Origin of the sequence: Leptolyngbya sp. GB1-A1 (assembly GCF_039962475.1) — a bacterium.
GTDB lineage: Bacteria > Cyanobacteriota > Cyanobacteriia > Elainellales > Elainellaceae > Leptolyngbya_A.
This window is the reverse complement of sequence record NZ_JAMPLI010000055.1, coordinates 1-26,680: the sequence shown is the minus strand read 5'-3', so window position 1 is coordinate 26,680 and position 26,680 is coordinate 1. Positions and strand designations below refer to the sequence as shown.

Sequence of the window (26,680 nt, the reverse complement as noted above, 5' to 3'; positions counted from 1 at the left end):
GAACGAGTTCAAGAATTATTTGATCAACTGACGTTGGAACAAGTGATGTCGGTTTCGTCCTACAACTTTATTCTGGAAGCACTATTCTATGCAGCATCACATTAAATTGATATAAGGGCAGTTGTAAACCGGAGCTAGTAATATGAGTCTTGGACTGAGTGGAAAGGTTGCGATTGTCACAGGTGGAAGCTCTGGAATCGGTCGAGCGGCTGCAATCGAGTTAGCTAGACAAGGAGCGAAGGTCGTTGTTGCGGCTCGCAGAGAGTCCGAAGGCGAGGAAACAGTTCAGCAGGTCGAAGCCGCTGGCGGTGAGGGATTTTTCATCAAGACTGATGTTACAAAGGCAGCAGATATTGAAGCACTCATCAATCAAACCTTGCAGGCTTACAGTCGTCTTGATTGTGTGTTCAACAATGCTGGGGCTGGCAAAGCAACTCCTCTCGTTGAACTATCGGAAACAGGATGGGACTTGGAATTGAACGTTAACCTAAAGGCAGTGTGGTTATCGATGAAATACGAGATTCCGGCGATGCTCAAAAGTGGAGGTGGGGCGATCGTCAATATGGCATCTCAAGGTGGTGGAGTAATTGGTGTCCCTAATTTTGCTAGCTATACCGCGGCCAAAGGAGGTGTAGTTGCTCTAACCCGAACCGCAGCAATGGAATACGGAGGGCAAGGAATTCGGATCAATTGCGTTAGTCCAGGTCTAATTTTGACCGACTTACTCGCCGAGGTTCCCCAAGACACGTTGCAGCAAATGGAAGCGAGTGTACCACTTAAACGAGGTGGAAAACCGGAGGAGGTCGCTAAAGCAGTCGTTTGGCTATGTTCTGATGATGCTTCTTACATTACTGGACATAATTTAGTGATTGATGGTGGTTACACGGTGCAGTAGATTGCAGTCGAACATTCGCTTGGAGCGGATTGTTGGAGGTCCTGGTGCTTGCGAAGGTCATTTACAACCGCTCAAGCGAACCGTTAGACCGCTTTGCCTTGTATGTCTGTATTCTGGCGACAAGACGGTTAGGGAGGTATCTTATGAGCCTTGTAGAGAGAGTTGTAGCACAATTCGCCCGCCCCACAGGATTTTTTGGTAATATCACTGGCTTCATCATGGCATATCGGCCATCAAATCTTGAACGCAATGAGTGGGCAATTTCCCTGCTTAACCTGCAACCCTCCGACCGCGTCCTGGAAATCGGTTTCGGGCCTGGAGTAACGATCCAAAAGATGAGTGAAATTGTGATCTATGGTGTTATTTGGGGTATCGATCATTCTGAAGTGATGTTCAGGCAAGCTTCAAAAAGAAATCAACGCGCCCTTTCGGCTGGAAGAGTGCGATTGGTTCTCACTTCGGTATCGCAATTGCCGTCCTTCGACAACCCATTTGACAAGATTCTGGCTGTTAATAACTTTCAGTTCTGGGATAACAAGACTGACGTGCTGAGCCGACTAAGAGAGCAGTTGCGCGCGGGAGGAATCATAGCCCTCGTTCACCAGCCCAGAATCCCTGGCGCTACGGAAGATGATGCGACTGAAGCGGGAGAAAGGTTCGCACACTCTCTGGAAATGGCTGGATTTAAAGACATCAAAGTGGAACGGAAGATGATGAAGCCTGTTTCGACGGTGTACGTGCAAGGAAGAAATGTTTAATAGGGACGACAACAGAAGACAGTGCACGAAAATGCATCACGTCTCCCCATAAACCACGCTGCAGGCGACGTGCAGCCAGGCATCGTTCCAGAGTAGACCACCAGTGACCGCACGCGCCTGAGCTTGGTCGTTATGCCGACTATGCTTAGTTTGGTGGGTATCTGTGAGCTTTCAAGATCAAGTATGCTCAAGACTATTGGTGAGAAAGTGCTTTTGAAATTGCTAGCAGGATAGCAAGGGTAAGTTATGTTAGGAGCGATCGCAAATACTAAGGTATGAACAGCTCAACAAGTTTCACTCTAAATCGTTCTGGTTATTTAGCAAAGCTCCTTAAACTAGAGGATGCGGCAGTATTGCAAAACCTCTACGAGCAATGCACGGAGTTTGCTCTTTTAACCGATGGTCAACCGCTTTCATCGACGGCAGCGCGTGACGAGTTTAATGCTTTTCCAGATGGAAAAACGACTGAGGACAAATATATTTTGGGGTTGTTCAATCCACAGAATGACCTGATCGGGATGATTGAATCGATTCGACACTACCCAGATAACCAGACATGGTGGTTGGGGTTGATGATGTTGAGCCCTGAGCAACGAGGTCAAGGGTTAGGTTCAGCGTTTTATCAAGCTTTTGAGAACTGGGTGTCAGCACAGGGAGTCAAGCAAGTGTCATTGTCTGTGATTGAAGCCCATAAGTTAGGCTTACAGTTTTGGAAAAGCTTGGGATTTGAGGTGATCCGCAAGACGGAACCTCGACAGTTTGGCAATAAGACCCATGCAGTTTATGTGATGAGCCGTCCTGTAGCAGCGACGGCATAACAATCCGCTTGCACACCGACCGTATCAAGACGGTTGGTTAACAACGAAAGATTACTAGCGGCGGGTGAAGCGGAACGTTGTGCTGCTATTGCCTGATGGTACGTTTCTATTCGTAAGCCCTCTAACGGGCTAAAATTTCCCGATTTGCCCTTTCCTTCTCGCCTTCGAGGACGGTTGGATCAAAGTTGACTTTGATCATTTGCGCTATTTTCTTACCATTAACAACCTCCTCGAAGGAGCCGGATGGAAAGTTGCAGTATCCTCGAAGTTCACTGATCAGTTTTCCACGAATATAGTCTCTCGCAAAACAATCTGCGTTGCTACCGGAGATGATAACCGTCCGAAACTGATCCCCAGACCACAGCAAGCTTTTATCGACTGTCAGTTCAACAACGATTCGATTATCAGTTTCCCCTGTGCCCAAATCGTTGTTAAAGACTTGTGTACTGAGCGGTTCTGGACTGCCGTTATTGAAGGTGATTTGCCCTTCGGTAGTAGTGCCGACGGCAGGAAAGCAACCAGATAGAAGAATTAGAACGGACGAGAGCACCAGTCCTAGTTTGTTCATTTTCGCTTAGTTCAGGGCCCTTTTGCTATATGTGTCCTAACACATAAAATCTACTCACCTTTCTCTAAAAACATCATCAAATCTGTGACACTGCTATTTGTGGTCACGTTTGTCCGGAGACACTCAATAGCTCCGTATTGTAGAAAAGACTTTCCGCGCCGGTATTTGACAACTTGTGAGGTTGTACAAGTGTTGCGTCTCACGCTTTTCGGACTCTTACGCTCTTTTGGTGAAATTGGGTACGATCGCTGCCTACCTCGACAAGAGAATTAGGTTTCAGGGTGCCCCAAGTCTCAAATCACCAAAAGAGCGTAAGAGCCAAATTGTTTTGTCGCTTCAATGCCTTCAGGTGTACTGAAACTGGCGAGAAAGTCATCTAGGTTGTCCCACCAAAGCTCCGTTACACCATCGTAGGCAGGTGAATCAAATCCACGAGATTTTACAAACTCATCGTTGAGTGGGGTATCCAGTTTATCGCTCTGAATATACTTCTTTGCCTTCAGCGTTTTCGCTAGCCCCCGAATCAAGGTCGCATGATTTCCTTTCCAATAAGTATGAAATTCCTCGTCGGTGAGATCTGCCCGTTTACGAATGCAATACACGTACTTGATCATGATTTTCCTCAAGGTTTGATTTACGAAACGGTTATAGTGATCTTGCCGTTTTGTTGATTCGATTCCATGTATCGATGTGCTTCCACGATCTGATCGAGGGTAAAAGTCCGATCGAGAATGGGTACGAGTTTTCTAGTCTCTAGCCCCTCATAAATATATTGTTTGGCATGTTCTAATTTCAAGGGATTGGTTGTGATCTCAAACAGAGTATAGCCCTGAACCTTCAGTCCTTTCTGAAGGGCTGCAAATAAGGGAAAAGGAGTTGCTGCGGTGTCATCTAACGCTCCATACATAAAAATGGTGGCTCCTGGTGCAGCCGCAGCCGCCAAGGTTTCCAGCAATGATCCGGCAACCGCATCAAAAATTAGATCAGCACCGTGACCGTTTGTAATCTTCATGACACAATCGACCAAATCTTCGTCGTTTGTGACAATGACATGATCTACGCCTTTATCGAGCAGCATTTGCTTTTTGGCGTTGCTGCGAGTGGTGACGATCGCCACTGCTCCCGCAGTTTTAGCAATCTGAATTGCTGAGTATCCGACACTACTACTCGCGGCTGTAATCAGCACAAAATCGTCTGCTTTTACCTGCCCGTATTCGACGAGTGGACCGTATGCCATGATGTATGCCATCCAAATAGCAGTACCCTCGGTGGGAGAGAGTGTTTCAGGGTAATGAGCCACGGCGGTCGCAGGCACGATCGCGCTTTCGCCGTAGGTGCCATAATTCAACATTGAAAACGCTGGAATCGTGCTAACGCGATCGCCGATTTGCAAGCCAGTCACCCCTGACCCGATCGCATCGATCACACCCGATGCCTCATAACCGAGCGTTGACGGAAACGTTTTCGGCAGTTCTAGATATCTTCCTGCCCGAAAGCCCACTTCAGCACGATTTAAGCCAATGGCTTCGACTTTAAGGCGTACTTCGCCTTCGCCAGGTTCTGCCAACGGATGGTCTTCTAGTTTGAGGACATCTGCCTCGCCAAATTCATAAAATTGCACGATCTTCGGCATGATTAAGTCTTGCTTCGTAAAGGTTCTTCCTAGAATAACGGGTTGTGTCGCAAAAACTAGCGAATGGTAAGGTAATCAGGACGGCACTTTCCTCTCTGATGTCTACTCCTAATCTGTTCAAATGGCAGCATTTCTTGGCTGAGATCATCCTACTGAACGTACGCTGGTATTGCCGTTACTCCCTCAGCTAGCGAGATTTGGAGGAAATGATGCAGGAACGAGGGGTAGAGGTGGAGTACTCGACGATGGGGTATGGGTAGCAAAGCTGTCACAGGGTGCAAAGTGGGAGAAAAAGTGTAAGTGCAGTAAGGATTTCAGCATCTCAAGCATCTCGCTTCAGTGTCTGTACTGCTGACTCCAAAGCAATAGTTGCTCAACGACAAAATCAGAGTTTGAGCGATGTTAACAAGCCAGATCAGGGGATGAAAGTGCTACTTTGCACTCCATAACAGCTTTGCTACCCATACCCCTCATTGGCGGCACAAAGTATCTGTGCATTAATGAGAGTTTGGGCTAATCTTAACTGCCTAAGCTTCTTTCCTTATGAGTTCTGGAAAATTAGTTGTTGGAATGTTGAATTCTTTCCCAGAACTGCAAACAGGAAAAGGGTTGTTTGGGGTGTGAGTGCAGGGAACAGTAGAAATAACCCAAGCCTGAATCAGCCAATGCCCAGTTCCCCCGCTCCCTATTACCCATCACAGTGTCAGACCTGTGAGTTTTACACTCATAATCCACATCTCCGCTGCACGCTGCATCCTTTTGGCTTAGCGTCAGAGGAGTGCCTTGATTTTGTGGCGATCGCCCTCGAAGGAGAAGGGCTTGGTACTGCTCAAGCTTCTGATGCAGAGGAGCAATGGCAGCCAGAGGGGGCAGCTTATTACAACGGGGAACTGGTTTTGCAGACCCGGAGACGTACATTAACAGAGCAACTGGAGTTACTCGATACCCATCCTCTTTTTACAGGGTGGTGTCCGAACTGTGAGATGCCGATTGGTTCAACCCATCCAGTTCAGGTGCATTGGGACTGCTTGAACTGTGGCTGGCTGGATGACTCGGTTTGAGCAAGGAATCTACAATCTGGTTAGTGAGTCGGCGATCGCTGCTGGCATTAGCAAAAAGATGTCTCCCCGCCGCATCTGGTATTCCGGCATCGTTGAGGCGTTGAACCTGACTGATGGTCAGTGCGATGCAGAAGCTCGCCAGACATAAGAACATCCAAACTCTGATGCTTCATGACGATTCATGCCGCACTATGCAGAAGGACATCAGCGACAAGCTAAATGATGCGCTTTAGATTGCCTGCTCAACGGCAGAATGCGGGTTTCGGATTGTTACGATCGAGAGAATGCGGATTTCAGCCTCGATTGTTTGAACTACAATTCCAGTGTTGAGTTCGGACTTTCGCATGAACAAAGGTGAGCTTGTAGACAAGGTTGCAGAGAAAGCCAGCGTCAGCAAAAAGCAAGCGGACGCAATTCTAACGGCGGCGATTGACTCGATTATGGAAGCCGTATCAGAGGGCAATAAGGTGACGCTAGTGGGCTTCGGCTCCTTTGAGCCACGCCAGCGGCAGGAACGGGAAGGACGCAATCCCAAGACTGGGGAAGTGATGACGATTCCTGCCATCAAGGTTCCAGCATTCTCGGCTGGCAAACTGTTCAAGGACAAAGTTTCAGAATAAGAACCCTCTTAGGCACAAATGCAGCAGTAGCCTCAGCCGACCGCTTTAAGTTAGGGCGATCGGCTTCTGTTCTGCATTCTTGTGCGGGTACTGTAGGAGCACCCACATGGAGCAGCTATGGTCTGTCTCAAGCGTTTCTAGGTCATGCCAAATAGAAGTGTGGGATGGTAAACTCAAAGAAGAGAATGAGTGTTTGCTCGAGCAATGGAATGTCCATTCTGTAATCATCCAAAATCCCACCGACATGGCAAAACAAGCAAAGGGAGCCAACGCTACTTTTGTCCTATGTGCCAACAGAGCTTTACTGAGACGTTCGATACCCTGTACTACCGTCGTCAAATCACTTCTGAGGAGATTCGAGTGGTTCTACAAGCTCACAGCGAAGGCAGCAGTTTACGTGGCATTAGTCGGATTACTGGACTAGCATATGAAACGGTTGTCAGTGTGATTGATGCAGCTAGCCAAAAAGCTCAGATGGTGCATAATCAAGAACTCAACGATGTGAATACAGAATCGATTGGTGCTGATGAGTTTTGGTCGTTTGTTGAAAAAAGCAGAAACACTGCCACGACCAAGAGTTAGAAGCAGGGGACTGTTGGATTGGCATCAGTCTTGCTAAAGACAGTGGTTTGATTCTGAGTGCCCGAGTGGGCAAGCACACGGACGAGTTCATTGAGGAATTGGTTGCCAGCACCGAAGGTAAGACAGCTTGTCTTGAGTGGAATACAGACGGTTGGGGAGGATATGAACGGGTCTTGGGTACAGAGGTTGACCACTACATTAGTAAAACATTGACACAACGCAACGAGCGCACCAATGGCATTTTGCGACAACAAACCGGACGTTGGCATCGACGACAGAACAAGTTTGGCAAGGTGTGGCAACAAACTAAGGTGACGGTGCGATTGGTGCTCAGCTACTTTAACTGGATCTGGCAGCATTCCCAGTTGAAAACGACGGCAGCACAACGAGCTAAATTAACCGATGTTCCTTGGTCTTGGGCAGATTTAGGGACTTATCCCACACTTCTTTAGGGCATTACCAGGGTTTCTAGATGATCATGACCCAGAGAAATCACGCTTGCTGCTGCCATTGAAATTGTTTCAATCCCTGAAAGGGTTTCTAGATGATCATGACCAGGAATGGCATTCCCAAGGGAAAGAATTCACCTTGTTTCAATCCCTGAAAGGGTTTCTAGATGATCATGACGGGGGATGTCGCGCCAGTCACCTACAAAGAAGCGTTTCAATCCCTGAAAGGGTTTCTAGATGATCATGACGCTGCCTTCAAAGTGTCTGCTCATCTCCTTCCAGAGGTTTCAATCCCTGAAAGGGTTTCTAGATGATCATGACTTCTGGGTAAGTGTTTGATTGATTCTCTTCTCTGGTTTCAATCCCTGAAAGGGTTTCTAGATGATCATGACACGCTTAGAATGCTGATTCTCTCGTTCATCATCGGGTTTCAATCCCTGAAAGGGTTTCTAGATGATCATGACTCCGCTATCCTGCGAATGTTTACGCACTGGGTAGTTCTGTTTCAATCCCTGAAAGGGTTTCTAGATGATCATGACGCAGCCTAAACTTTGCTTTGCATACTTCGCAGAAAGTTTCAATCCCTGAAAGGGTTTCTAGATGATCATGACGAAAAAGCGTTAAACGTCTTAAGCGGTTCTATTCTGTTTCAATCCCTGAAAGGGTTTCTAGATGATCATGACGCCGGCAGCTTGAAATAAGGACTATATGAAGTTTTCAAGGTTCGACTGCGCGGATCTGCTTTAGATCCTAACATTACTCGCTGTGAGAGCGGCAACATTGTCTTGACCCAAACCCTAAACATTATGTACAGCAAGCTTTTCAAGCAATGCGCGGAATGAATTTTCTGGAAAGTGCCCTAGACCCTTGTGCTATCAGTTATTCCAGCCATTCTGAATACGGTAGTTAAAAAACACCTACCCCTCCGCGCACTACACAAAGAACATTGTCTCATCCCGAACAGCTTCTCCACCAATTCGCTCTACTTTAGCCTGACAACAGCTACACAGGAAATAGAAGCGAATGCTATCCTCCTGAGGCTTAATCAGTTTACCCAAACGAGAACGTAGCTTGGCATACTGGGTCGCATTCAGATCACACTCAAACACACTATATTGCATCCACTGTCCATAGGATTTGAGGATATTGTGGATTTTGGTTCGGCGTTTATCGTCTGGAATGTCATAGCTAATGACTACAAACATAGTTTCCTACTTCAGCACCAGTGGAGGATACTTTTCGGTTTCGCCTATCAGGTACTTTGCCACGAGCCGTGCTTGAATTTCAAAGGCTTCTTGATAGGTGCATTGAGTTTGCAGGACAGGGTGCTTGAATTTGGACTGCTTCTTCTGTTCGTAGAGCCGCAGGAAAGCCCGAAGCCCATCAGAGGTGAGGGAGACAGCACTACTCAAGGGTTCATTTACAAAGGCTTCAGGAGACAGTATGCGTCGATTAATGGCACTAAGGACGATCGCATCCACGACCAGAGGACGAAACTCTTCCATCAAGTCCAGGGCTAGAGAGGGTCTTCCATAGCGCTGGGTATGCAAATAGCCTAGATAGGGGTCAAAGCCCACCAGATTCACGGCACTCTGCACATCATGGCGCAGCAGTGCATAGCCGAGACTCAGCAGCGCATTCACAGGGTCAGTGGGAGGACGGCGATTGCGGTGGGTAAACTGAAAGCCTTCGGTCCGAATCAGGGCATTAAAACTGCCAAAGTAGGCAGCACTACCACTTCCTTCCAGCCCTCGTAAAGAGTCGATCGTCTCTGTGATATCAATTGGCGCGATCGCCTGTTCTAGCTGTGTGACGGCAGAGTGCAACTGAAGCTCTGGAAATTCTCGCTGTGCCCGCAGCAGTGCGTTGCGATAGTTCTTCAGCTTTCCCCGCACAAATCCTCGGACCAAATGTAAGGCTGGTTCAGACGGTGCAACTGCCTTCCATTGGGCAGACGACTGGGGACTGCTTGGGATCTCCCGAGTTCCCGACTTTGCCTTTGTGACGTGCCACGGTCGCGAGACCCCGGTGGACCCTCCTGAACCTTGGCAATTGGCTCATTGGGTATTGCCTTCCCTGTCGCAAACCAGGTCGGCATCCACAGCTTTGGTTGATTGCGGGGCTCGATCCCTTCACGCTGCTGCATTGCGGCCCATCACTTCCCTGTGTACGCTTCGTCAACGCTGTTACCAACGTTCACGCAACACTCGGTATCTGGTGCCTTGCCAAGGCTTCCAGAATCAGGACTTTCACCTGATAGACAAAGCCGAGCTTTCTCGGCGCACTTGCGACACAACCAAGTTCCATAGATCAGCGGATTTTTGGTTTATCAGAAATCACCCTTGATGGGATTAGTTCGCCGCCAGAGCCATAGAAAATCAGATCATAGACGGTGTTACTGTTTCCCGTACCAGTTTGGCTGGTTCGATCGAGGGTTTGCAGGTTTGCTTGACGCACCCACTCTACGCGCCGATCGTCACTAGCTGCGACCCGGATAGGCGAGAAATCATCATTACTCAATCGACCATAGCTCAGTAGAGTTGTCGGATTCGCTTCCTCCTTGGCAGACGGTACCGCTAGCAGGGCAACGCTGGACTTGGGCGACAGAATTTGGCTGTTCTGATTGACAAAGCCGATCGGCAGCACAAACAGATCGGTCGTTTTATTCCAGGTTGGCGAACCTGTTCCTGTAACAGTTGCCTGATACTGGGCAAGAACCAGATAGGATGTCGCACCATCGGAGGGAATTTGTGCCTCAATTGCCTGCTCCAAATTCCCTGTCGTGTTCAGCGTTGTATTCGTAATGTTGAGAACGTAGGTATCCTGGGACGGTTCAAGCTGCTGCCATTGACTATTTGAATCCGTGGGATTGGGCAGATCTTCGATCAGAATCGTAGCTTGGGTGTCGGGCAGCGTGTTCGGTGCTTGCCCTTCTTTTGTCCAGAACAGCACGGTTTTACTGAGCTGCTGTGTACTTGTCGCAGAATCAAATTGGCGCGGCGCAAAGGCTCGATCGGCAACAAAATAAAGACTGATTGCTTCAAGCTGCTTCTGACTGCCACTTAACTTATAGGACAGCAGGGCAGGATTGGTTGCTTCAGTCCGCGAGGGTGCCGATTGGAAGAAATGATTTTTATTGGCTAAAACACCATACACCTGCTGAGGCTCAGGCTTCGCCGTTATGCCCATGACCTGCGTTAGCCGTAGCTTGGCGTAATTAAATTTTTGATTGAACACCTGGTAGCGCTGCACAACCTCTAGCTGAACCTGCTCATCCGGTGCGGCAACGGCACGGGGACGGCGTAAATTAACCGAGGTGAAATGGCTGGTGGCAATCTGCTGAATTTGCTGCTGCGCCTCTATGCTGACGCTAAGACGATTCAACGACCAGAGCGATCGCGTCATTTCTCCAGGACGGCAAGCCCATGCAACCACATCTACCAGGGGCGGCAGCAGGGGAGTCACAGGGGAAGTCACAGGGGAAATCTCATTGTCCGCAGAAGCGATCGCCTGCAACAGGGTGTGGTCAAATGAAGGATGCTGTCCGACTGTGCCGGGATTAACGGCAGGATAGGCGGGCGAGACATTCGGGCGATTCGGCTCGCGGGTTGATTGCACAAATGCCACCTCGTCCCATTTCTGGATTGCGAAAAGTCCCTTTGCATCCGCTGTCGGAGTTTGAGCCGGGCGCAGTTTACCCGCATCTGCCGCATTTCCCGCAGTGGGGGCAAGTCGAAATCGCGTAGCAGCAGCAGACTTGAGACGGGATTCCATTGTAGGACGCTGAGGCGCAGCATCAAACACCATCATGCCCAGACGTGCATCGGACTGGAGCTGTCGCTGAATTGTTTTTGGCTCAGACTGTCCAGTTTGTGACTCAGACCGGCTAACTGTGGGCAACTGGCAGCGCGAATCCAGATCTTCCCCATAGGGAGCGTCTGTCCGAGCGGGCAAATCAAGGCTCCATTGGGAAAAGTTGGCCAGCGTTTCTCGCAGTGCCTCAAACGATCGCGGAATCAGGACTGGACTCTTAAATGCCTGTAGAACGATCGAAGCATCATAGCGTCGTTTTTCTTGAAGTCGTGCCCGTCCCCATTGCAGCGGGTCTTGATTGGAGGTTTCTTCCTGGGCAATTTGCTGAAGATTCCCGTTAATAAAGCTGATGAGCTGAAAGTTTTCTGTTGCAGCCGCATCAGAAGCACTGCGTTCGCTAACGCTAAAAGGATACTCGAAGCGCACCGGCTGATCGATCTCAGGAACAGCCTGATTCAGGGCATAGGCGGTAATCAGCGTCGCTGCAGTCAAGTTCTCCCCCAGAGTAGATTCCCGCAGCCACTCCAGATCGCCCAGCGTAGAGGGCAGTTTTAGCGTGATCTGGTTTTGCTCATTCAGGAATGCGGGCTGCAAATCGGCAGACTGTCCCAGTTCCGGTGCAAGTAGCTGCCCTAGATAGCCAGAATCCAGCCACTGTGCCTGAAGGGTTCGCTTCAGAATGTCCGGCGATCGAAATGGCGCGGGTGCAGTCAAGGGCGGAATCAGCGGTTGGCGATCGATCCGCGTCTCATAGATTTGGTAGACTCCATCGGAATTGGTTTCTTGCAGCCGGATAACGGGCAGACGCTCCGGAATTTCAGGTGATTTCAGCGTCACCAGCGGCAAACGCACCACAAAGGATGACGGGTTGGCGATCGACTGGGATTGCTGCCGCACAAAAAGCTGCACCAGCGAATCATTGAGATCGGCATCCGTGCCTTGATTTGAAGCAGCAGTTATCGTTTGTCCAGACAGTTCAAATACTGCTCCGGCTTCGATCGCCAGGGCTGTTTCCCCGTTCTCAGCGGTATCGAGGGTATCTGGGGCAGAGCCAGGCAAGTCGGGTAAAAACGTTTTGGCAAATCGCTCTACGGTCGTCAGTCGAATCGTTTGCGGAGACTGCCACTGAAAGGTTTTACCGTTGCCGAGCTGAAAGGTATGGGCGGCAATGCCTGCAATCGGGAAAGGAGAACCTGAACCTTTGCCCGCCAGAAACGCCAGAAATATTGCGATCGGAATCTGGGCGCGATCGAAGTATAGTTTTACCCAGTGAGCGCAGTCGCCCAACGCATCGACAAATCGGATCGCATTGTCTAGCGCCAGTACACCGCTCATTTCCGCAAAAATGGCGTTCTGGTCTCGGATTAAATCAAGTTTTAAACGGGCAATCAGACGGGTGCGATCGGAGACGGGTGCCGCTGTGTCCTGCAAACGATCCCACAATCGGAGCTGTAGATCGGCAACCAGGGCACTGAGGGCAGGGGCAGTTGCCTGAGTCAGATTAAATTCGGCAGCCACTAAACCGCGATCGGCTTCGGCGCGTTCAAACCAGGAGTTCGTCGCGATCGGAGGCAGGGAATCAGGGGAGGCTGTCGCCGAACTATCAAGAACATCGGGAGCAAAAATAAATTTCTGCGGGCTGATGCGGTAGGCATCGAGGGACAGAGCGATCGGGTCTGCCATATCGCTGCCCACCTGGAAATGCCATGTCTCTGCCTCAAAGGTCAGTTCCCAGGACAGCACAATTGGATTGGGCAGGAAAACTAGCGTTGCAATCAAATCATCAAAATCGCGATCGCCGCCGTCCAAAATATCTTCCCAGCCCGCAATGATTGTATTGTCCTCGGATTTCCAGCGGACGTGTTCCTGACGATCTGGATTGGCGGCAAGGATTGAGAAGAAAGCAGTGGGAGTTTTATTGCGGTCGTTCTCTGGATTTTGGCTGAGGAAATTCTCGGCGCTATCGTTCTGGATTAAATAAAGCGCAATCTGGCTATTCTGCGGCAGCGTCACCTGTGCCTGATTTTGATCCGGTTTAACCGTGACCAATCTTCGTTCCAGGGCAGCTCTGGCGTAGCCCGAATTCCCCGGAGACAAGCCGTTAATTTGTCCCTCCGCATTATCCACCTGGAATAAGCCAAACTCGTTGGCAAAACTGCCATCCCGCACAATGCTGATGCTTGCTCCCTTTGAGTCAGCCACTTGTAGCACACCGTCGCGAATGGTCGGCTCCAGGAAAGTTACGTTACTCGCTGGCGGGGCGGATAGCGTCTTTGAACCGTACCACCTGAAGCGATAGTTTTGCAGCGGCGACGGCTCCTGCTCCGCTTCGATAGCGGTTTCTGAGAGGCTATACTCAAAATCGGTTGAACTCGACTGCGCCGTGACTTTGCATTGCCCCGCGTCTTCAATTCTGCCGATCGTCTCAGTGAGCTGAATTAATCCGATGGGATGGGCGATCGTGAGTTCGGTTTGTTCTAGCTGTAGCGTTGGATCGGTTAACGATTGAGACGGGATGTTTGCCTGCAACCGTGCCAACTGCACAGAGCGATCGCTCTCCTCCGCCAGGGGAAATCGCCAGTCGATCGCGCCTGCCAGCGTGAGTTCCCAGTTGTCGAGATTCCCTTTTGCTGTCAGTGTCACCCCTGCCCCCGATCGGCTAGGCTTAACGGCTTGGTTTGGCTGAGGTGTCGTGTGGAGCCAGACGGCTTGCAGGACGATCGTAAACTGATTGTTTTCTTCCGTAAATTGCTGGAGGCGCAGCGGATACAGTGCAAATCCCTTCAGTTTTGCCCAGCCGCCCTTGCCGTCATGCAGCATCCAGCGCTGTGCATAGGTATCGGTTAGAACTTCAGCAGAAAATTCGCCGAGCTGCACGCTGATCAGATCGAGATGGATCTGGGGCAGTAGCTCAAAACTCCCGGTGTAGAATCGCTGTGGGTCTTGCTGGGGCTGTCGCTGTGTCACAAATGCCCCGATCGGTTCTTCCTGCACCTGGCCACTGCCGTCCAGCGTCACAATTCGCTGCAAATCTTCGGCAAAGGTGGCGATCAGGGGTTGCCCGCTGCTGCTGATCTCATACGGGGCGGCATCTTTGCCCACGGTGACAGTAAAGTCGGGCAGCGATCCAGTGGGGGTGACTTCAACCTGGAGGGGAAAGGTGACGCCGCCTGTATTTTCGCTGCGGCTGAGGGTGATAGATTGCTGATTAGCGATCGTGAAATCAAGTTGGGGCGATGGTCCCGCCAGTCCAGCGATCGTCTGGGCATCGTCCGCGTTGAACTGAATTTCAACGGCTCCATCTGGATTGGCATTTGTTTTGTGCAACCAGCCCTGCGTCTGACGCGGCAATTCTGCGGGCAGCAAACGGAAGGCTTCTGTGCCGCGAATGCGGGTAAAATCTCGCCCCTCCACGTTGCCGCTGTTGGCGATCGGGTCTGCTGGAATTTCGCTCACTTCAGCATAGGCTTCATCGAGAACAGGAACGCTGTGGCGGTAGAGCCATTGAATCGGCTGGGCGTTCAGATCTAGCTCAATACCGGGTAACGTTGGCAGGAAATAGCGGGTCGTAATCAGCGGAGTGACAAGCTGCCAATTTTCCACCGAATAGGCGGGTAATCCTGCTGAGAACCGAATGCCGATCGATTCGTTGACCGTTGCAGGTTGACAGGGCAGTAAGCCGCGATTGCTGTCTAGAAAGCCTTGCTGATTATTGCCCGACGGCACAGGAAAGCTCTGAACCAGCGGATAGTTGCGCGTCTGAACTGCCGCATTGCTGGCAAACTGATTCCATGCTAGAAGCTGCTGGCTCGGAATCGGATAAACGCTGAACTGATCAACAGTTTGTTCTACCAGATAGGATCGTCGTTCGTCCCGATCGAACACCATCCAGGTCTGTGGTTCCTTTCCCTTGATGACGCTGAGATTTTGAGAAAGAATTATTTGCTGATCAACGAACAAATCTTGCAAACGTTCAGCCTTTTCTGCGTCGAGTTCCACTGCCAGATTCTCGTCTGTATTCAACAGCGGCTGATAGATGTTGAGCTGAAACGGTACGACTTCGTTCTCCTGAGCGTTTTCTTTGCGTATCCAATAGGATCTGCGGCTGGTTCGATCGATCAGCAGCCAGAGGCGATCGGCTTGCTTCACGATTACATCAACCTGTCGAGACAAGGGGCGTTTTTGCATCTCAAACTGCTGCCGAATTGCCGCCAGTCGATCGGACTGGTCTAGTTCAATTTGCAGCGTAGGATTGATTGCAAATAGGGGCTGCGGTTTATCTGCCACAATTCCATGCTTCAGCTTAAACTGAAACGTCAGCTGCTCAAATTGGACAATCGCACTGATGGGCAGTCGTCCTTGAGATTGTGGCTTGACGACGGCAGCAGAAACAAAGACAGCAGGCAGCAGTCTGGCTCGCAGAATTTGCTCAGGGTCGGTTTCGTCGGAGGGACTGGTGAGCGTCGGCAGGATGAACGGCGTTTGTGCTGAAGTAGGATTATCCGCATCCTGAAACCAGACGGGCGGACTAATCAGCGTCAGCAAAGGCTTGCTGATTTCCAGACTGAGCTGGTTTGGCTGCCACCGGACTGCGACGCAACTCTGCGCTAAGGTCTGTGCCTGAACTGAAGTGTCCGTACTGCCAGAGCTAATTTGCAGGCGGTCATATAACTTATTGAGATCGATCGTGCCGAAAACGGCTCCCTGCGTCACCTGCTCTGGGTCAATGTTGGCTTCAGGGGCGGTACTGTCGATCGCCAGCCAGCCCGTCTCGGTACACATCCAGGAACGATAGACGGAAATTTCTTCAGGAACTTTGAGTGGGAGCGCTCTGCTGGGAATTGCGATCGCCTGCATCGGGGTTTCCGCAAGCCGAAATTCCACGCTGCCCTGAACGGATTCTGCGCCAGCTAGGGTAATAACCAGATCGTCAAAATCGCGATCGCCGCCGTTCAAACTATCTTCCCAGGCAAGCTGAATGAGTCCATCGGTTTCGTTCCATTGCGCGTGAACTTGACCGTCTGGATTGGCAGCGACCGAGAAGAAAGCCAGCGGCACCCGGTTTGGGTCGTTTGCCCGATTACGGGCGAGAAACCCTGCGGCTGTATCATTCTGAATCAGATAGCTGCCGACAAACATTCCAGCAGTGAGCGTTTGTGTGACTTCAGACTGATTCGCACTGAGCAGCAGCAATCGACGAGTATCCGCAAGAGCCGCTGCCGCATAGCCCGCATCTCCAGGCAGCAAACCATCTACCCGCCCCTCTGCATCATCGACCTGAAACAGTCCAAACTCGTTCGTAAAATCGGCACTGCGATCGATCACCGTAATTTTGATTGTCGTCCTGTCTTTGCCCGTCTTGTCTTTGCCAGGAGTTTGCAGAACGCCATTACCTGACAGAATTGTAGACAGCCGCATCAGCGAAAGCTGAATATCCGGAACGGTCGCCCCACTGCGCGATGTTTCAAACTGTACCTGAAGTCCCGTCCACTGTCCCGAGCGCCCTTGCTGGAGCTGTCCGGTGAGGAACTGCGGCTGAAAACTGGCTTCCGCAACATCACTGCCGCCGATCGATATTCTTGTATTAATAAATTTGCCGATCCAGTAAATTGTTTTGAGTTCACCGTTGTTTTGATTCGACTGAATCTGATCGGGCTGAATCTGATTGAGCTGAAAAATCTGAACAATACAGTTTTCCCCAGCCTGACACTCAATATTATCAACAAAGGTTTGCAGCTTTCGATCTTCGGGTAGACGAAACTGTTCCAAATAATTTGCCCAATCCTTCACCTGTTCGATCGCCGAATGGTTTTCCAATTCTGTAAATTGGGGTAGCTCTAGCGCCTGAAGTGACCAGAACCGCTGCTGTTCCAGATTCAGGTCAGGAAAGGCTTGCGCCAGCGGATCATCCGATCGAATCTCGTCTTCCAGGGGCGTCTGCGGTACGCGCAAAACCGTAAGCTGCTGCTGACCAGAGGCATAAAACGGTGCGGGCAAAGTTCCTGCTAGATGCAGTCCTGTGGGGTGGAACAGCAGAAATTGAACGGCTGCTGCATCTCCGGTAATCCAGAGCGACTGTAGGGGCGAATCGTCTACTTGCATTTCAGGCACGATCGGAATCAGCAAAATTCCCTGGATCAGAAAGAAAAGCGGCTCTGTGCCCGATCGCCCCAATCCCAGCGCCAGCGGCTTCTCTTTTGTGTAAACAATTTCCTGCGGTTCCCATTGCCGGATTTGCCCGTTTAGCTGAATCTGAACGCGAACTGTAATGCGATCGGTATATTGGCAGTACCACTGGCTGTCGCTGCTGGCTGTCGCAGGATTTTCACGGTAGCGAATTGGCAGAAGGTTAAACGGCTGTCCGTCCGCCCGTTCCAGAATGGCGTCTATTTGTGCCCCGTCTCCGTACAGCGGCAGGAGCAATCGAATCTGAATTTGCTGAACCTGGGGATTAACCGTCACGATCGTTCTCCTTCTATTCAATCGGCTGAATATCTGACCAGATCCCTTCCCGCGCCACTGCCAGATAAATTAGGTTACGGCTGCGCTGTCGCTGGGCATCTATATCGGTGTCTTGCAGCACATAGGCGCGAATGTCGGACAGCAGTTTAGCAGACGCTTCTCCCCGTAGTGCCAGGGTTAAATCGAAATAGAGTTCGCCCTGTGCCAAGCGCTCAATCTCGCGATCGACTTCTGCCTGGGAAACGGGCAGTACGGCTTCGGGTGTATCACCGTCATTCTCAAGCTGAATCACCACTCCCGCAGCCTGGGCTTGAGCCACAAACGCATCCCGCACTTCCGATTCGTCTTTCATTGCTCTGGCAGCTTTACCCAGCGGTGGTCTGATTTCGGCGAGGGGCAGCAAAACGGGATTTGCAGTTTTCTCGTTGGGGTTGACGCGCAGATAAAGCTGATAGTTGAGATACAGATCGGGCAGGCTACCGTAGCGCATTTCCTGACCCCCCAAGGCAAGCCGTTCTTCCGCATTTACCCACAGAGGACTGATTTCATCGCGCAAATGGTAGCGGGCATGAATCAGCCGAATCTTGAGCTGGAAACGGTTCTGCTGCGGGTCAAACACAACATCGCGACAGTCTACGGAGCGGGGCTGCTGGCGCGGCTGTTCCAGAGCAGGACGATCGCCCGGGGGACTGGTTGCCTGGTCATAGAGCGGTGTCACAAATTCAGTTTGGGTAATCGGACTGCACACACGCCCTGCCGTACTGTACACCCCGACCTGATACTCGTAGTATCCCGGCAGATCAGGAAACACATAGCGATCGGCGGCGTAAATGCCGGATTCTGTTCCCTGCATCGGGTCAAGCGCCAGCGTGTTCCACTTTCCAGTTTCGTCTCGCAGCACTTGAGGACCGGGCACGATCGTTTCAAAGCTGTCGGGGCGATCGTCGTGGGGCAGATTCAGCCAGACCTGGTAGCGATCCCACTCAACCGGAAATGCCTCCTGATTTTGATAAATTTGCAGAATCTTCTGCCGTTCCTTGATCCGGCGTTGCAAAAATACCCGCTGTCCTGAATACTGTCCGTGAACCGCATTCACTGCGGAGGCTGTTGCGGCAAATGCTGCCGGATGCACAAAAACAATGCTTTGAATGCCGCCGACCATCGGCAAGGCCACCAGGGTTTGGGACACGAGCGGCTGCGATCGATCAACCTGTGTATGCTTGAGCTGACGGTAGGGAATGCGCTGCGTCTCTGATCCAACGGGCTGCGCCTCTAATCCGACAGACTGGGGCTGCAAATGGCTCCACAACAGGTCATAGCGACGAATGATTTGCAGCGCGATCGCATACTGGTGTGCCCAGCGATCGGGAACTGGCAGCTCATAGCGGATTAAGCCTTCCTCGGAGTCGATCGGTAGACTGCGCTGTGCTGCGGCTGTGCGATCGGTTTTTTCTACTGTGCGGCTCGGCACAAATTGATAAACGCTGACTTTACCTGATTCGCCCGTTGATGGACTCCAGCGGGTTCTGATTTGCTTCAACCATCCCGTTAACAGTCCCGTTAACAGTTCCCTATCTGCTTCAGGGATATCTTTACTATCCAGACTGTCCAGGGGCACAACATCCGCCCGATCCTTTCGACCCATCAGCCGCAGTCCCAGAGCCGTACCAAAGCCAAACATATCTTGAAATGCAGGGGGGATTGAGGCACAGAGAATGCGGAATACATTGAGGAAGGTAACGCCATCCTCTGCCAGGAATAGGACAAGACTGAGGGGGAACGCGGTTTGCGGTGGCAGGGCTTCGCGCAGGCGATCGATCAGATTTTTTGCGTCGATCGGGTAACCTTCAGCGTCTTCAAAAATGCATTCGCAGCTTAACCCCAGCGATTCCAGCGCCCACCAGCCAAACGGATCTTGCTTCGGATCAAGTGTTGCAATCAGCTTTTCGATTCGCTGTCTCAGCGTTTCTCCATCCCGTGAAACCGCATCGGGGCTTCTGTCCTCCAGCGGATAGCGGAACTTGAGAATGTAGCGATGTCCAGCCTTGTCGCGATCGAGTTCTGTCCTGATCGTTTCAAGCAGTTCCTGGATTGGCTCAAATAGCCAGATTGGAGCAGCCGCATAGCTTTTTTCAAGGGGAATTAAATTATTCGGATCAGTTGCAGTGGTTCCCGAAGCCCATAAATTTTCGATTTTTGTGCCTGCCTGCTGCCAGTCTGCTAGAATCTCCTGCCCCATTCCCTTCGCTGAAACTTCGATCGTTCCTGGCTGTGATTTGTACATTAACTCTGGCACTGCCCTTACAGTTAATTCGGGTTTCGCCAGAAGTGTCTTTTGAGCATCATCCCGAATATATTCAATGGGCGAGTAGGCATCGGCTCGATAAATTCGATAGCCCGTTACAGGGGCAAAAACAGGAGCTTGCGTCGCGGAATCGACGATCGGACAAAAGGCATTTGCGCCGCCGCGACAAGATAGGTCGTGCCGCCAGAGGAGCTGTAGCGTGATGGGTAATTGAGGCTGTGCGTCTGTTTGTGATCCGTCTATTTGTGATTCGTCGGTCTGTGAATCTTTTAATTCTTGAGGTGGGTAATTTGCCCAGACCTGCACAAAACTCGGATCGAGATAGCTGGTTTCAGGGGCAATCGTCGGCAGTTTCTCGATCGCGTTTACCGTATTGCCTTTGCCGAAATAATTGACGTTAGCGGCAGTGTCCTGATTTTCGGTCAGGTCTGCCTCTCTAGAGTCTGAAGCGGATGCGTCCGGAATTGTCTGAATGGTAGGCAACTGAACTGCATGGCGACAGCGAACCAGGGGCGATCGGCTAATCTGTCCAGCCTGCCAATCTTCGCGTCCGACAAACAGTTCTACTGCCATTCCCGGCGTGAGTGAATTAATTTTCTGCCAGAATTCGTTTTCCTCAAGCTCCAGCCGATAGCCCAGCAGCGTTGGTTCTACCTGATTCGATTCCTGAACTACGAGCGGTTGCCAGCGATTGGCATCAACAGTGAATTCTTGCACTTCGTCCCAGGGCATCGGGCGACTTTGGGCGGCATCGGCAAAGCGTACATCAATCCCATTCAGAACCTTCTGCTGTCCCGGAATGGCATCACTCCACTGAGTTTGTACGCCCGGATTCACTTCAAAACCGTAATCGCCCACCGTTGAAGCCGGAATCAGCCGATAGCGAAGTCTGAGCTGCTGCGGGGTTAAATCCTGCTCTGTTTCGGCAATGGCAATCTCAATTTTGCCCGGCTCATAGGTGCGGTTGCTGGCAAACTGAAGGCGGTGCAGTGCGAGGGATTGACTGGGCGGCTGAAGCGGTTCGATCGTCTGTCGAACGACGTTGATAATGCAGCGGGTTAAAACGCGATCGTTCAGTGTCCTTGCCTCTACGACATAGCGCACCAGATCGCCGTCCTGGGGTGCATCTGCCTGTCCAGAGAAATCGTCAACGAACTGATATTGTGGGCGAATCCAGGCTGTATTGGAGTCAGAGCCACTTTGAAGCCAGGCAGGACGAACTTCGGTGATACTCGTTTGGGTAGGTCGCTGCAAGATGGTGCGCGTGACGACAAAGCGATCGAGATCCCGATATGCCTCGCTAATCCGTGTTTCTTCTAAGCCGTTTGAGCGATTATTCTCACTGTTATCTAAATTACTATCTAAATCGATATCTAAATCGTTACTTGAATCATTATCTAAACCATTATTCGAGCCGTTGTTTTTGCTCAGATCTTCATCTTCATACTTAAATGTCCAGGTGAGGCAAATCTCCGATTTCGACTGGAAATAGACTCCCGGAATCAAATCGTATTCCCTGGCTGAATCGTTAATAGCAGACCGCAGCGACATCGATTTCTCCTGAACTAGGAGGCTGTTCAAATCCAGCACTCTGCCTACCGGATCAGCGTCTACATCGGTTGGGTCAACGCCTTCGGGTGCGTCAAAGACGAGAACCAGATTGAGATGGGCGGCGATCGTGTAATCAGGCGCTTTCACACCCGGTTGTGCTTTGGTGTCTTTGATCAGCGACAGCGATTCTGCCACCAGCAGTTCCGGCGAGAGTCCGGCGTCGGTTTCCTGGCTGGCTATGCTGCGTGGATTCTGGGTTGTATCGAGGGTACAGGCGTCGTGCAGCTTACGGTCGTAACTGTCATCCTGATAATCGGGTTTGAAATTAGGCGAATACACGCCTTCACGAGTAATTCCAGCCGTTTCGTCATCGACATTTGCGCTTGCGGGATTTTGTGTGCGGATGTCAATCACTTCCCGGCGCTGCGTTGGGGCCCGATCGTGATTCTGCTGGGAGTTAGACAGAGATGCCAGGAAATTGCGAACCTGCAAATCCTCAATATCCTGATAATTCTCGATCGGATCAGACGGATCGCGATTGGCACGAATCTCCTCTGCGGACATCACGACTTCATTCAGGTTTTCAGTCCAGGTCAGCGTATCGCCCTGCAAAATTCCATCCGTTTGCCGCGCCGAGCCTAAAAATCCCTGGAATTTATCCGGCTGTTCGAGCCTAATCCGAAAACGGGGAGCCTCAACAGAAGAGGGAAGTTCATCGATCGCTGGATAGCCCTGCTCCGGTCTGGGAAAAATCAAGACGCGCAGTTGCGTTCCCACCCAGCAGAAATGATAGTTCCAGAACGGTTCACCTGGCTCTGTCGTAAGCCTTCCCCCTCGCGCCATGATCGATCGCCCTTCGGTTCCGGATGGACGGGGCAGCAGCGTAACCAGCTTGTCCTCCACCTGCTTAATTCTTCCTTCGTTGTAGCGCAGCGGCACTTTGCCCGAAAGCTGATAGCCTGCGATCGACACAGCCACCTGAGCCACGCCATCAAAACCGATGCTGGTTCCTTCCATGGCTGCCGTCAGCGATGCCGAAATCGAGATCTTGAGGGCGGCACTAAAGTTGATTTTTAGCAGCGTAATTTTTTTGCCAAATATCTTAGCGGAAAATTCTGCATAGGCAGATACTTTGACCTCGACGATCGCCTTGATCTGCACCTTGCCCAGCAGATAGGGCGTGAAACTGGAAGTTAATGCACCGATAAACGAGCAGCGAAAATAGCCTTCACCATAGACACTCAGCGACGCGCCCGCCCCACCGAATCGGGTGTTAAAGCCAATCTCCGCCTGGGCATTCAGCACAACGCGCACCGCATAGTTGAGTCCAAAGCTGATCACACCCCGATAGATGCCAAATCGATAACCGGACAGCAGCTCGCCGCGCAGCGGACCCAGCTCATACTGAATTTTGGTTTCCCAGGGCCAGCCGATTTCATACAAAAAGCCATTCCGATCGGCCACGAACATTAGCGACGTTTGGATCGCGCTCAGAACCTGACCCAGAAGCTGCGGTGCCCGATCGCTTAACTTGGGATTTTTTAGCGTCCGAAACAGCCCATACACCTGCTGCTCGCGCGGAGAAATGGCGATCGCCCCTCTTGCTGCTGGATTGCGAATAAATGCCGTTTGTTCGGTTTGTTCGAGTGTGGTGAACAGCCAGAGATTGACACCTGCCACGATGTCTAAATCCTGATCGATCGCCAGCAGAATACCGCCCGCCAGCGGGTGTTCCTGGTTGGATGGCAATCTGCCGTAGGTAATCAAGCCTGATGCCACAAGCATCCAGTTAATTGCCTGGGACGATCGAGCAGGTGGGTTTGGCACCCAGGATGCCAGTCGCTGTGGGTCAGGCAAGCCCTTTGGATCGTTGACAAATCGATTGATGCGCTGAGGCAACGGCAGGGTTTTATCCTGAAGTCCGTCCAATGCCTGATTCACGCCCAGACCCACCCCCAGACTCCGCAGGAAGAATCCGGCGAACAGGGAAATATCGACTTCCGTTTCCAGATAAACTGCCAGCGTTGGAACTGCTTCCCCGCTGAGGGTTCTGGCAAAGGTCAGTTTCACCAGTCCATTCAAACTTAGCGCCTCGGTTTTAACGCGCACCGCACCGCCAAACCCGGTTTCACGATCGTCCTTAATGCGAGCAAGTGCCCCGTCAATTTCAAAGCCGCCTGCAACTTTAAAGCTGGCACCAATCATGGCAACGTCGAACGTGGGAATCTGTCCCCGACCTTGCGGCTTCAGAGTAATTCCGCCAAAGGTGAGCTGTGTATCGACACCGGGCAAACGCTGGAGCGTAATGTCTCCCAGTAAACCAAAGCCGCCCGCTCCCTGGTTGATCTGAATGCCACGCAAATCGATCGCAAAAATGCTGGCAAACTCAAACTGCTGGGGCGGAAAGGTAATTCTTAAATTGATAGCTCCCAGTTCCACCGGGTTTAACGATTCAAATTCAGCCGTAATGCCCTTAAACAGCGCTGCCAATTCGCCCATCTCACCTGCTGATCGTCCCTGCGGTGGCAGAAATTTAATTCGTCCCGATGTCGCTCCTGTACTGCTCCATTTACCCGTGCTGTATGTCACTTGAAGGTGCAAAACATCGATCTGAAATGTGGCGAACAGCGCATCGACATGAAACTCGGCTAGTGCTGAAATCTCGACGCTGCCTACAACAGCAAGCTTTCTGTTGACTTCATTCTGAGAAACCAGCAGCGTAAAGGTAACGATCGCATCATCAAAATAGGTGAGCTGGGTCGATGCCTGCAAACTCCCTGCCACCAGACGACTCTGCCGGAAAGCAATTTCACCAATTTTGGGCGGTTGGGTTCCATTCGAGGAACTACCCTGCACTTCTTTAACAGCAAGCGGCTGACTGAACCCGGTTTTGTCGCCCAGCAGCGGCACACTTTCCACACGCACAGCCCCCTTCAGATCAAAACCACCCGATCGCAGCGCAAATTCTGACATCTCGAAGGTAAACCGATCGGGTTCGGCGCGGTTCAGGTCTTTAGACTGGGATGCTGGAATGCGAATTGCAATTTTGTAGGGCGTCTTTTTGCGGGATGCCTCAACCTGCCACTCAAACTGTGGACGGCGCGGATCGGTATAAAAGCGAAACACCGAACCTTGCGGAATCGAAAGCGAAATCAGATCTGATAGGCTGGAAACGATCGTTTCTGTTACTTCCAGATCAACGGTTTTCTCTGCCGCAAATGCGCCGGTTTGGATATCGAGATAATTACGATCGATCGGATTGACTGGCAGATTGAAGCCGAATTGCCCGGTTGCCCGAAAAATCGGTGTCTTTTGGCTATCTGTCCCCTCTGCCAGAACAGTGAGCGGCACCTGTAACGTCCAGCTTGCCTCGCTTTGATTGATGTTAAGCTCCCCTGCCTTAGGTTTTTGAAACCGAACTCGACAGGGCAGCACAGTTCCCAGCAAATCTCCCGTAAAGGCTTGCAGCTTGCGCTTTTCATTGACAATAAGCTGATTCAGTTCTGCGCCTAGGGCAGCCAGCAATTCTTTGCGGATTCTTGGAAATTTGTCCTGCCAGAAAATGAGCTGGGGCAGTGCCGGAATTGTGGCAGAGGATAATTTCAACAGATGATCGAAGACCGGGGATGGGCTATCGATCGCAGCATCATTAAACCAGAGGTTATTGATAAATTTATCGTCGGCAGGCGCAAAGGCAAATATATCGAGTGCTAGTTCAGCAGCGGTTTCTGTGCCCGAATGAGAGACAGCCAGTCCCTGCAACGAGTCCAGCACCAAACTAATTTTTGTTAGCGTGAGCTGTGCCAGCGGTGAACCCAGATCAATGATTAGTTTTTCGGCAATTCCGGTTTCGAGACGCAGCCCAATCTTGCCGTCTTTCAAGCCGATCAGTAAATTCGCCGCAAGTTTATCACTCAAAACAAAAGGGAGCGATGTGTCTAGAATCTGAAAAACGGAGTCAACCGAAAATTTGAGCTGGTCTTCTGCGCGCGTAAACTCTGAAAAACTGATTTGACCGGAAGCAGGCGTATTCGTGGCAGCAAAGTTCCAGCTTAGCGGCTGCTGTAGAAATGGGGCATTGAGCTGTGTTTCTAGCGTTGCGGATTGATTCAGTGCCCCGTTATCTTCGCGAGTCACTGACCAATTCAGATTCGCATTGATTTTAATGAGACTTTCTGCATCGCTAATGGCATCTAGGTTTAATCTCCAGGACTGTGGAGCTGGCAGCTCAGCGTTATTTGCGATCGCATAAATATCAAAGGTTGCGGATTGATTTGCAGCTATGTCCCAGATCTGGCTTTGTTCGGTGGAAGTTTGGGCAAGCTTGAGTTTAAGCGGGATGCTGCCACCTGCCAGCGGAATCCTCAGCCCCAATTCTGCTGCGCCAGATCCATCAGCCAGCGTCAGCGCCACTGCGGTAATCTCAAGTTCTTCTGGAAGCGGAGCGGCTGGAGTCCCGTCTACCGGAACGGGCTGGTCGATCTGCGTCAGCGCTAAAACTGAAAACCTACCAGCTTTGGGGCGATCGCTCAGTCGAAATGCTAGAGGAACTGTCCTACTGCCCGAAGCAGGGGTATTGCGGTTGTCGGATGAGTTCAATCTATTGTCCTCCATCAATTTTGAGCGATTCAAGCATCCCGTCAAATCGAGCGAATACAAAATGGTTGTCCTAGCGTGAAACCAAAATTCTGTTCGTTATGCAGCTTGCTAGTCTGATTTCATGAATGATTCAATTCTCAGCCATACCCTTTAGATTCTTGTAGTACCCGCTCAGGTACCATTTCTTGGAAAGCTTTTATATTCCGGCTTATGAGGGTTTAAAATTTCTGAAGATTTCCTCTACTTCCTCTGGAAAAGAGCATCAGATTTATGCATAACCAGTTGCCCAAACTTGACTTCATTAATTGGCGGCTTTTTCTCATTTCCGGGTTTAGGTAGCATTGGAACAATAAACAACGCTTGTATTTTAGGAAGAGTGTGGTAGACCGGAACAACGCAGGTTCTCGAAACCGCCCTTAGCCTTAGTCGCCATACGCTTCAATTTCAACTCGAACGGTATTGTCAACTTAAGCAGAAAGTAGAATAATCCGTACTGCTCTAACTTCGTTCGCGCCTGCTTGCCCATGTACTCTCGATATCGATTCCCCGGCGAAATCATCAGCTAC

The 26,680-nt window shown here is 50.9% G+C and carries 12 protein-coding genes, 3 pseudogenes and 1 CRISPR repeat array; of the genes and pseudogenes, 8 read left to right on the top strand and 7 right to left on the bottom strand.

The features are described 5' to 3' along the window. Positions 1–142: 142 nt before the first annotated feature. From NDI45_RS26705 to NDI45_RS26695, 3 genes are all read left to right on the top strand, one after another. Positions 143–895, top strand: a complete 753-nt coding sequence (locus NDI45_RS26705; protein ID WP_348249543.1) for a glucose 1-dehydrogenase — start codon at positions 143–145, stop codon at positions 893–895. Positions 896–1,038: 143 nt separating this feature from the next. Beyond that, positions 1,039–1,653, top strand: coding sequence for a class I SAM-dependent methyltransferase (locus NDI45_RS26700; RefSeq protein ID WP_348249542.1), 615 nt, complete (start codon positions 1,039–1,041; stop codon positions 1,651–1,653). Between the two features lie 275 nt (positions 1,654–1,928). Further along, positions 1,929–2,471, top strand: a complete 543-nt coding sequence (locus NDI45_RS26695; RefSeq protein WP_348249541.1) for a GNAT family N-acetyltransferase — start codon at positions 1,929–1,931, stop codon at positions 2,469–2,471. Between the two features lie 121 nt (positions 2,472–2,592). Here NDI45_RS26695 and NDI45_RS26690 read toward each other — a convergent pair whose 3' ends face one another. The 3 genes from NDI45_RS26690 to NDI45_RS26680 form a co-directional block, all read right to left on the bottom strand. Next, positions 2,593–3,039: a hypothetical protein gene (locus NDI45_RS26690; protein ID WP_348249540.1), complete on the bottom strand. Its 447-nt coding sequence runs from the start codon at positions 3,037–3,039 to the stop codon at positions 2,593–2,595. Between the two features lie 293 nt (positions 3,040–3,332). Continuing rightward, on the bottom strand, positions 3,333–3,653 hold the full coding sequence (locus NDI45_RS26685; protein WP_348249539.1) for an EthD domain-containing protein: 321 nt from the start codon (positions 3,651–3,653) through the stop codon (positions 3,333–3,335). Between the two features lie 20 nt (positions 3,654–3,673). After that, positions 3,674–4,672 carry a zinc-dependent alcohol dehydrogenase family protein gene (locus NDI45_RS26680; RefSeq protein WP_348249538.1) on the bottom strand — a complete coding sequence of 333 codons (999 nt, stop codon included), beginning with the start codon at positions 4,670–4,672 and terminating at the stop codon, positions 3,674–3,676. A 98-nt stretch (positions 4,673–4,770) separates the two neighbouring features. On the opposite strand from NDI45_RS26680, the pseudogene NDI45_RS26675 reads away from it, so the two are divergent. The 5 genes and pseudogenes from NDI45_RS26675 to NDI45_RS26655 form a co-directional block, all read left to right on the top strand. Then, a pseudogene (locus tag NDI45_RS26675) lies at positions 4,771–4,860 on the top strand (IS6 family transposase); the annotation flags it as partial. A 477-nt stretch (positions 4,861–5,337) separates the two neighbouring features. Next, entirely contained in the window at positions 5,338–5,733 is a 396-nt protein-coding gene (locus NDI45_RS26670; protein WP_348249537.1) for a hypothetical protein, read from the top strand. Continuing rightward, positions 5,708–5,881, top strand: a complete 174-nt coding sequence (locus tag NDI45_RS26665; protein ID WP_348249536.1) for a hypothetical protein — start codon at positions 5,708–5,710, stop codon at positions 5,879–5,881. Before NDI45_RS26670 ends, NDI45_RS26665 begins: the two co-directional genes overlap by 26 nt. A gap of 196 nt (positions 5,882–6,077) precedes the next feature. After that, positions 6,078–6,353 carry an HU family DNA-binding protein gene (locus NDI45_RS26660; RefSeq protein WP_348249535.1) on the top strand — a complete coding sequence of 92 codons (276 nt, stop codon included), beginning with the start codon at positions 6,078–6,080 and terminating at the stop codon, positions 6,351–6,353. 189 nt (positions 6,354–6,542) lie between these two features. Next, a pseudogene (locus tag NDI45_RS26655) lies at positions 6,543–7,381 on the top strand (IS1 family transposase); the annotation flags it as partial. Next, positions 7,382–8,067: direct repeats of the CRISPR family, unit length 37 nt; unit sequence GTTTCAATCCCTGAAAGGGTTTCTAGATGATCATGAC. A gap of 249 nt (positions 8,068–8,316) precedes the next feature. Here NDI45_RS26655 and cas2 read toward each other — a convergent pair. The 4 genes and pseudogenes from cas2 to NDI45_RS26635 form a co-directional block, all read right to left on the bottom strand. After that, positions 8,317–8,589: a CRISPR-associated endonuclease Cas2 gene (cas2, locus tag NDI45_RS26650; protein WP_348249534.1), complete on the bottom strand. Its 273-nt coding sequence runs from the start codon at positions 8,587–8,589 to the stop codon at positions 8,317–8,319. 6 nt (positions 8,590–8,595) lie between these two features. Then, positions 8,596–9,336 (bottom strand): annotated as a pseudogene (cas1, locus tag NDI45_RS26645) (CRISPR-associated endonuclease Cas1); the annotation flags it as partial. 358 nt (positions 9,337–9,694) lie between these two features. Continuing rightward, complete coding sequence (locus NDI45_RS26640; protein WP_348249533.1) at positions 9,695–17,659, bottom strand: DUF4114 domain-containing protein; 7,965 nt, start codon at positions 17,657–17,659, stop codon at positions 9,695–9,697. A gap of 13 nt (positions 17,660–17,672) precedes the next feature. After that, on the bottom strand, positions 17,673–26,114 hold the full coding sequence (locus tag NDI45_RS26635; RefSeq protein WP_348249532.1) for a hypothetical protein: 8,442 nt from the start codon (positions 26,112–26,114) through the stop codon (positions 17,673–17,675). Between the last annotated feature and the right edge of the window lie 566 nt (positions 26,115–26,680).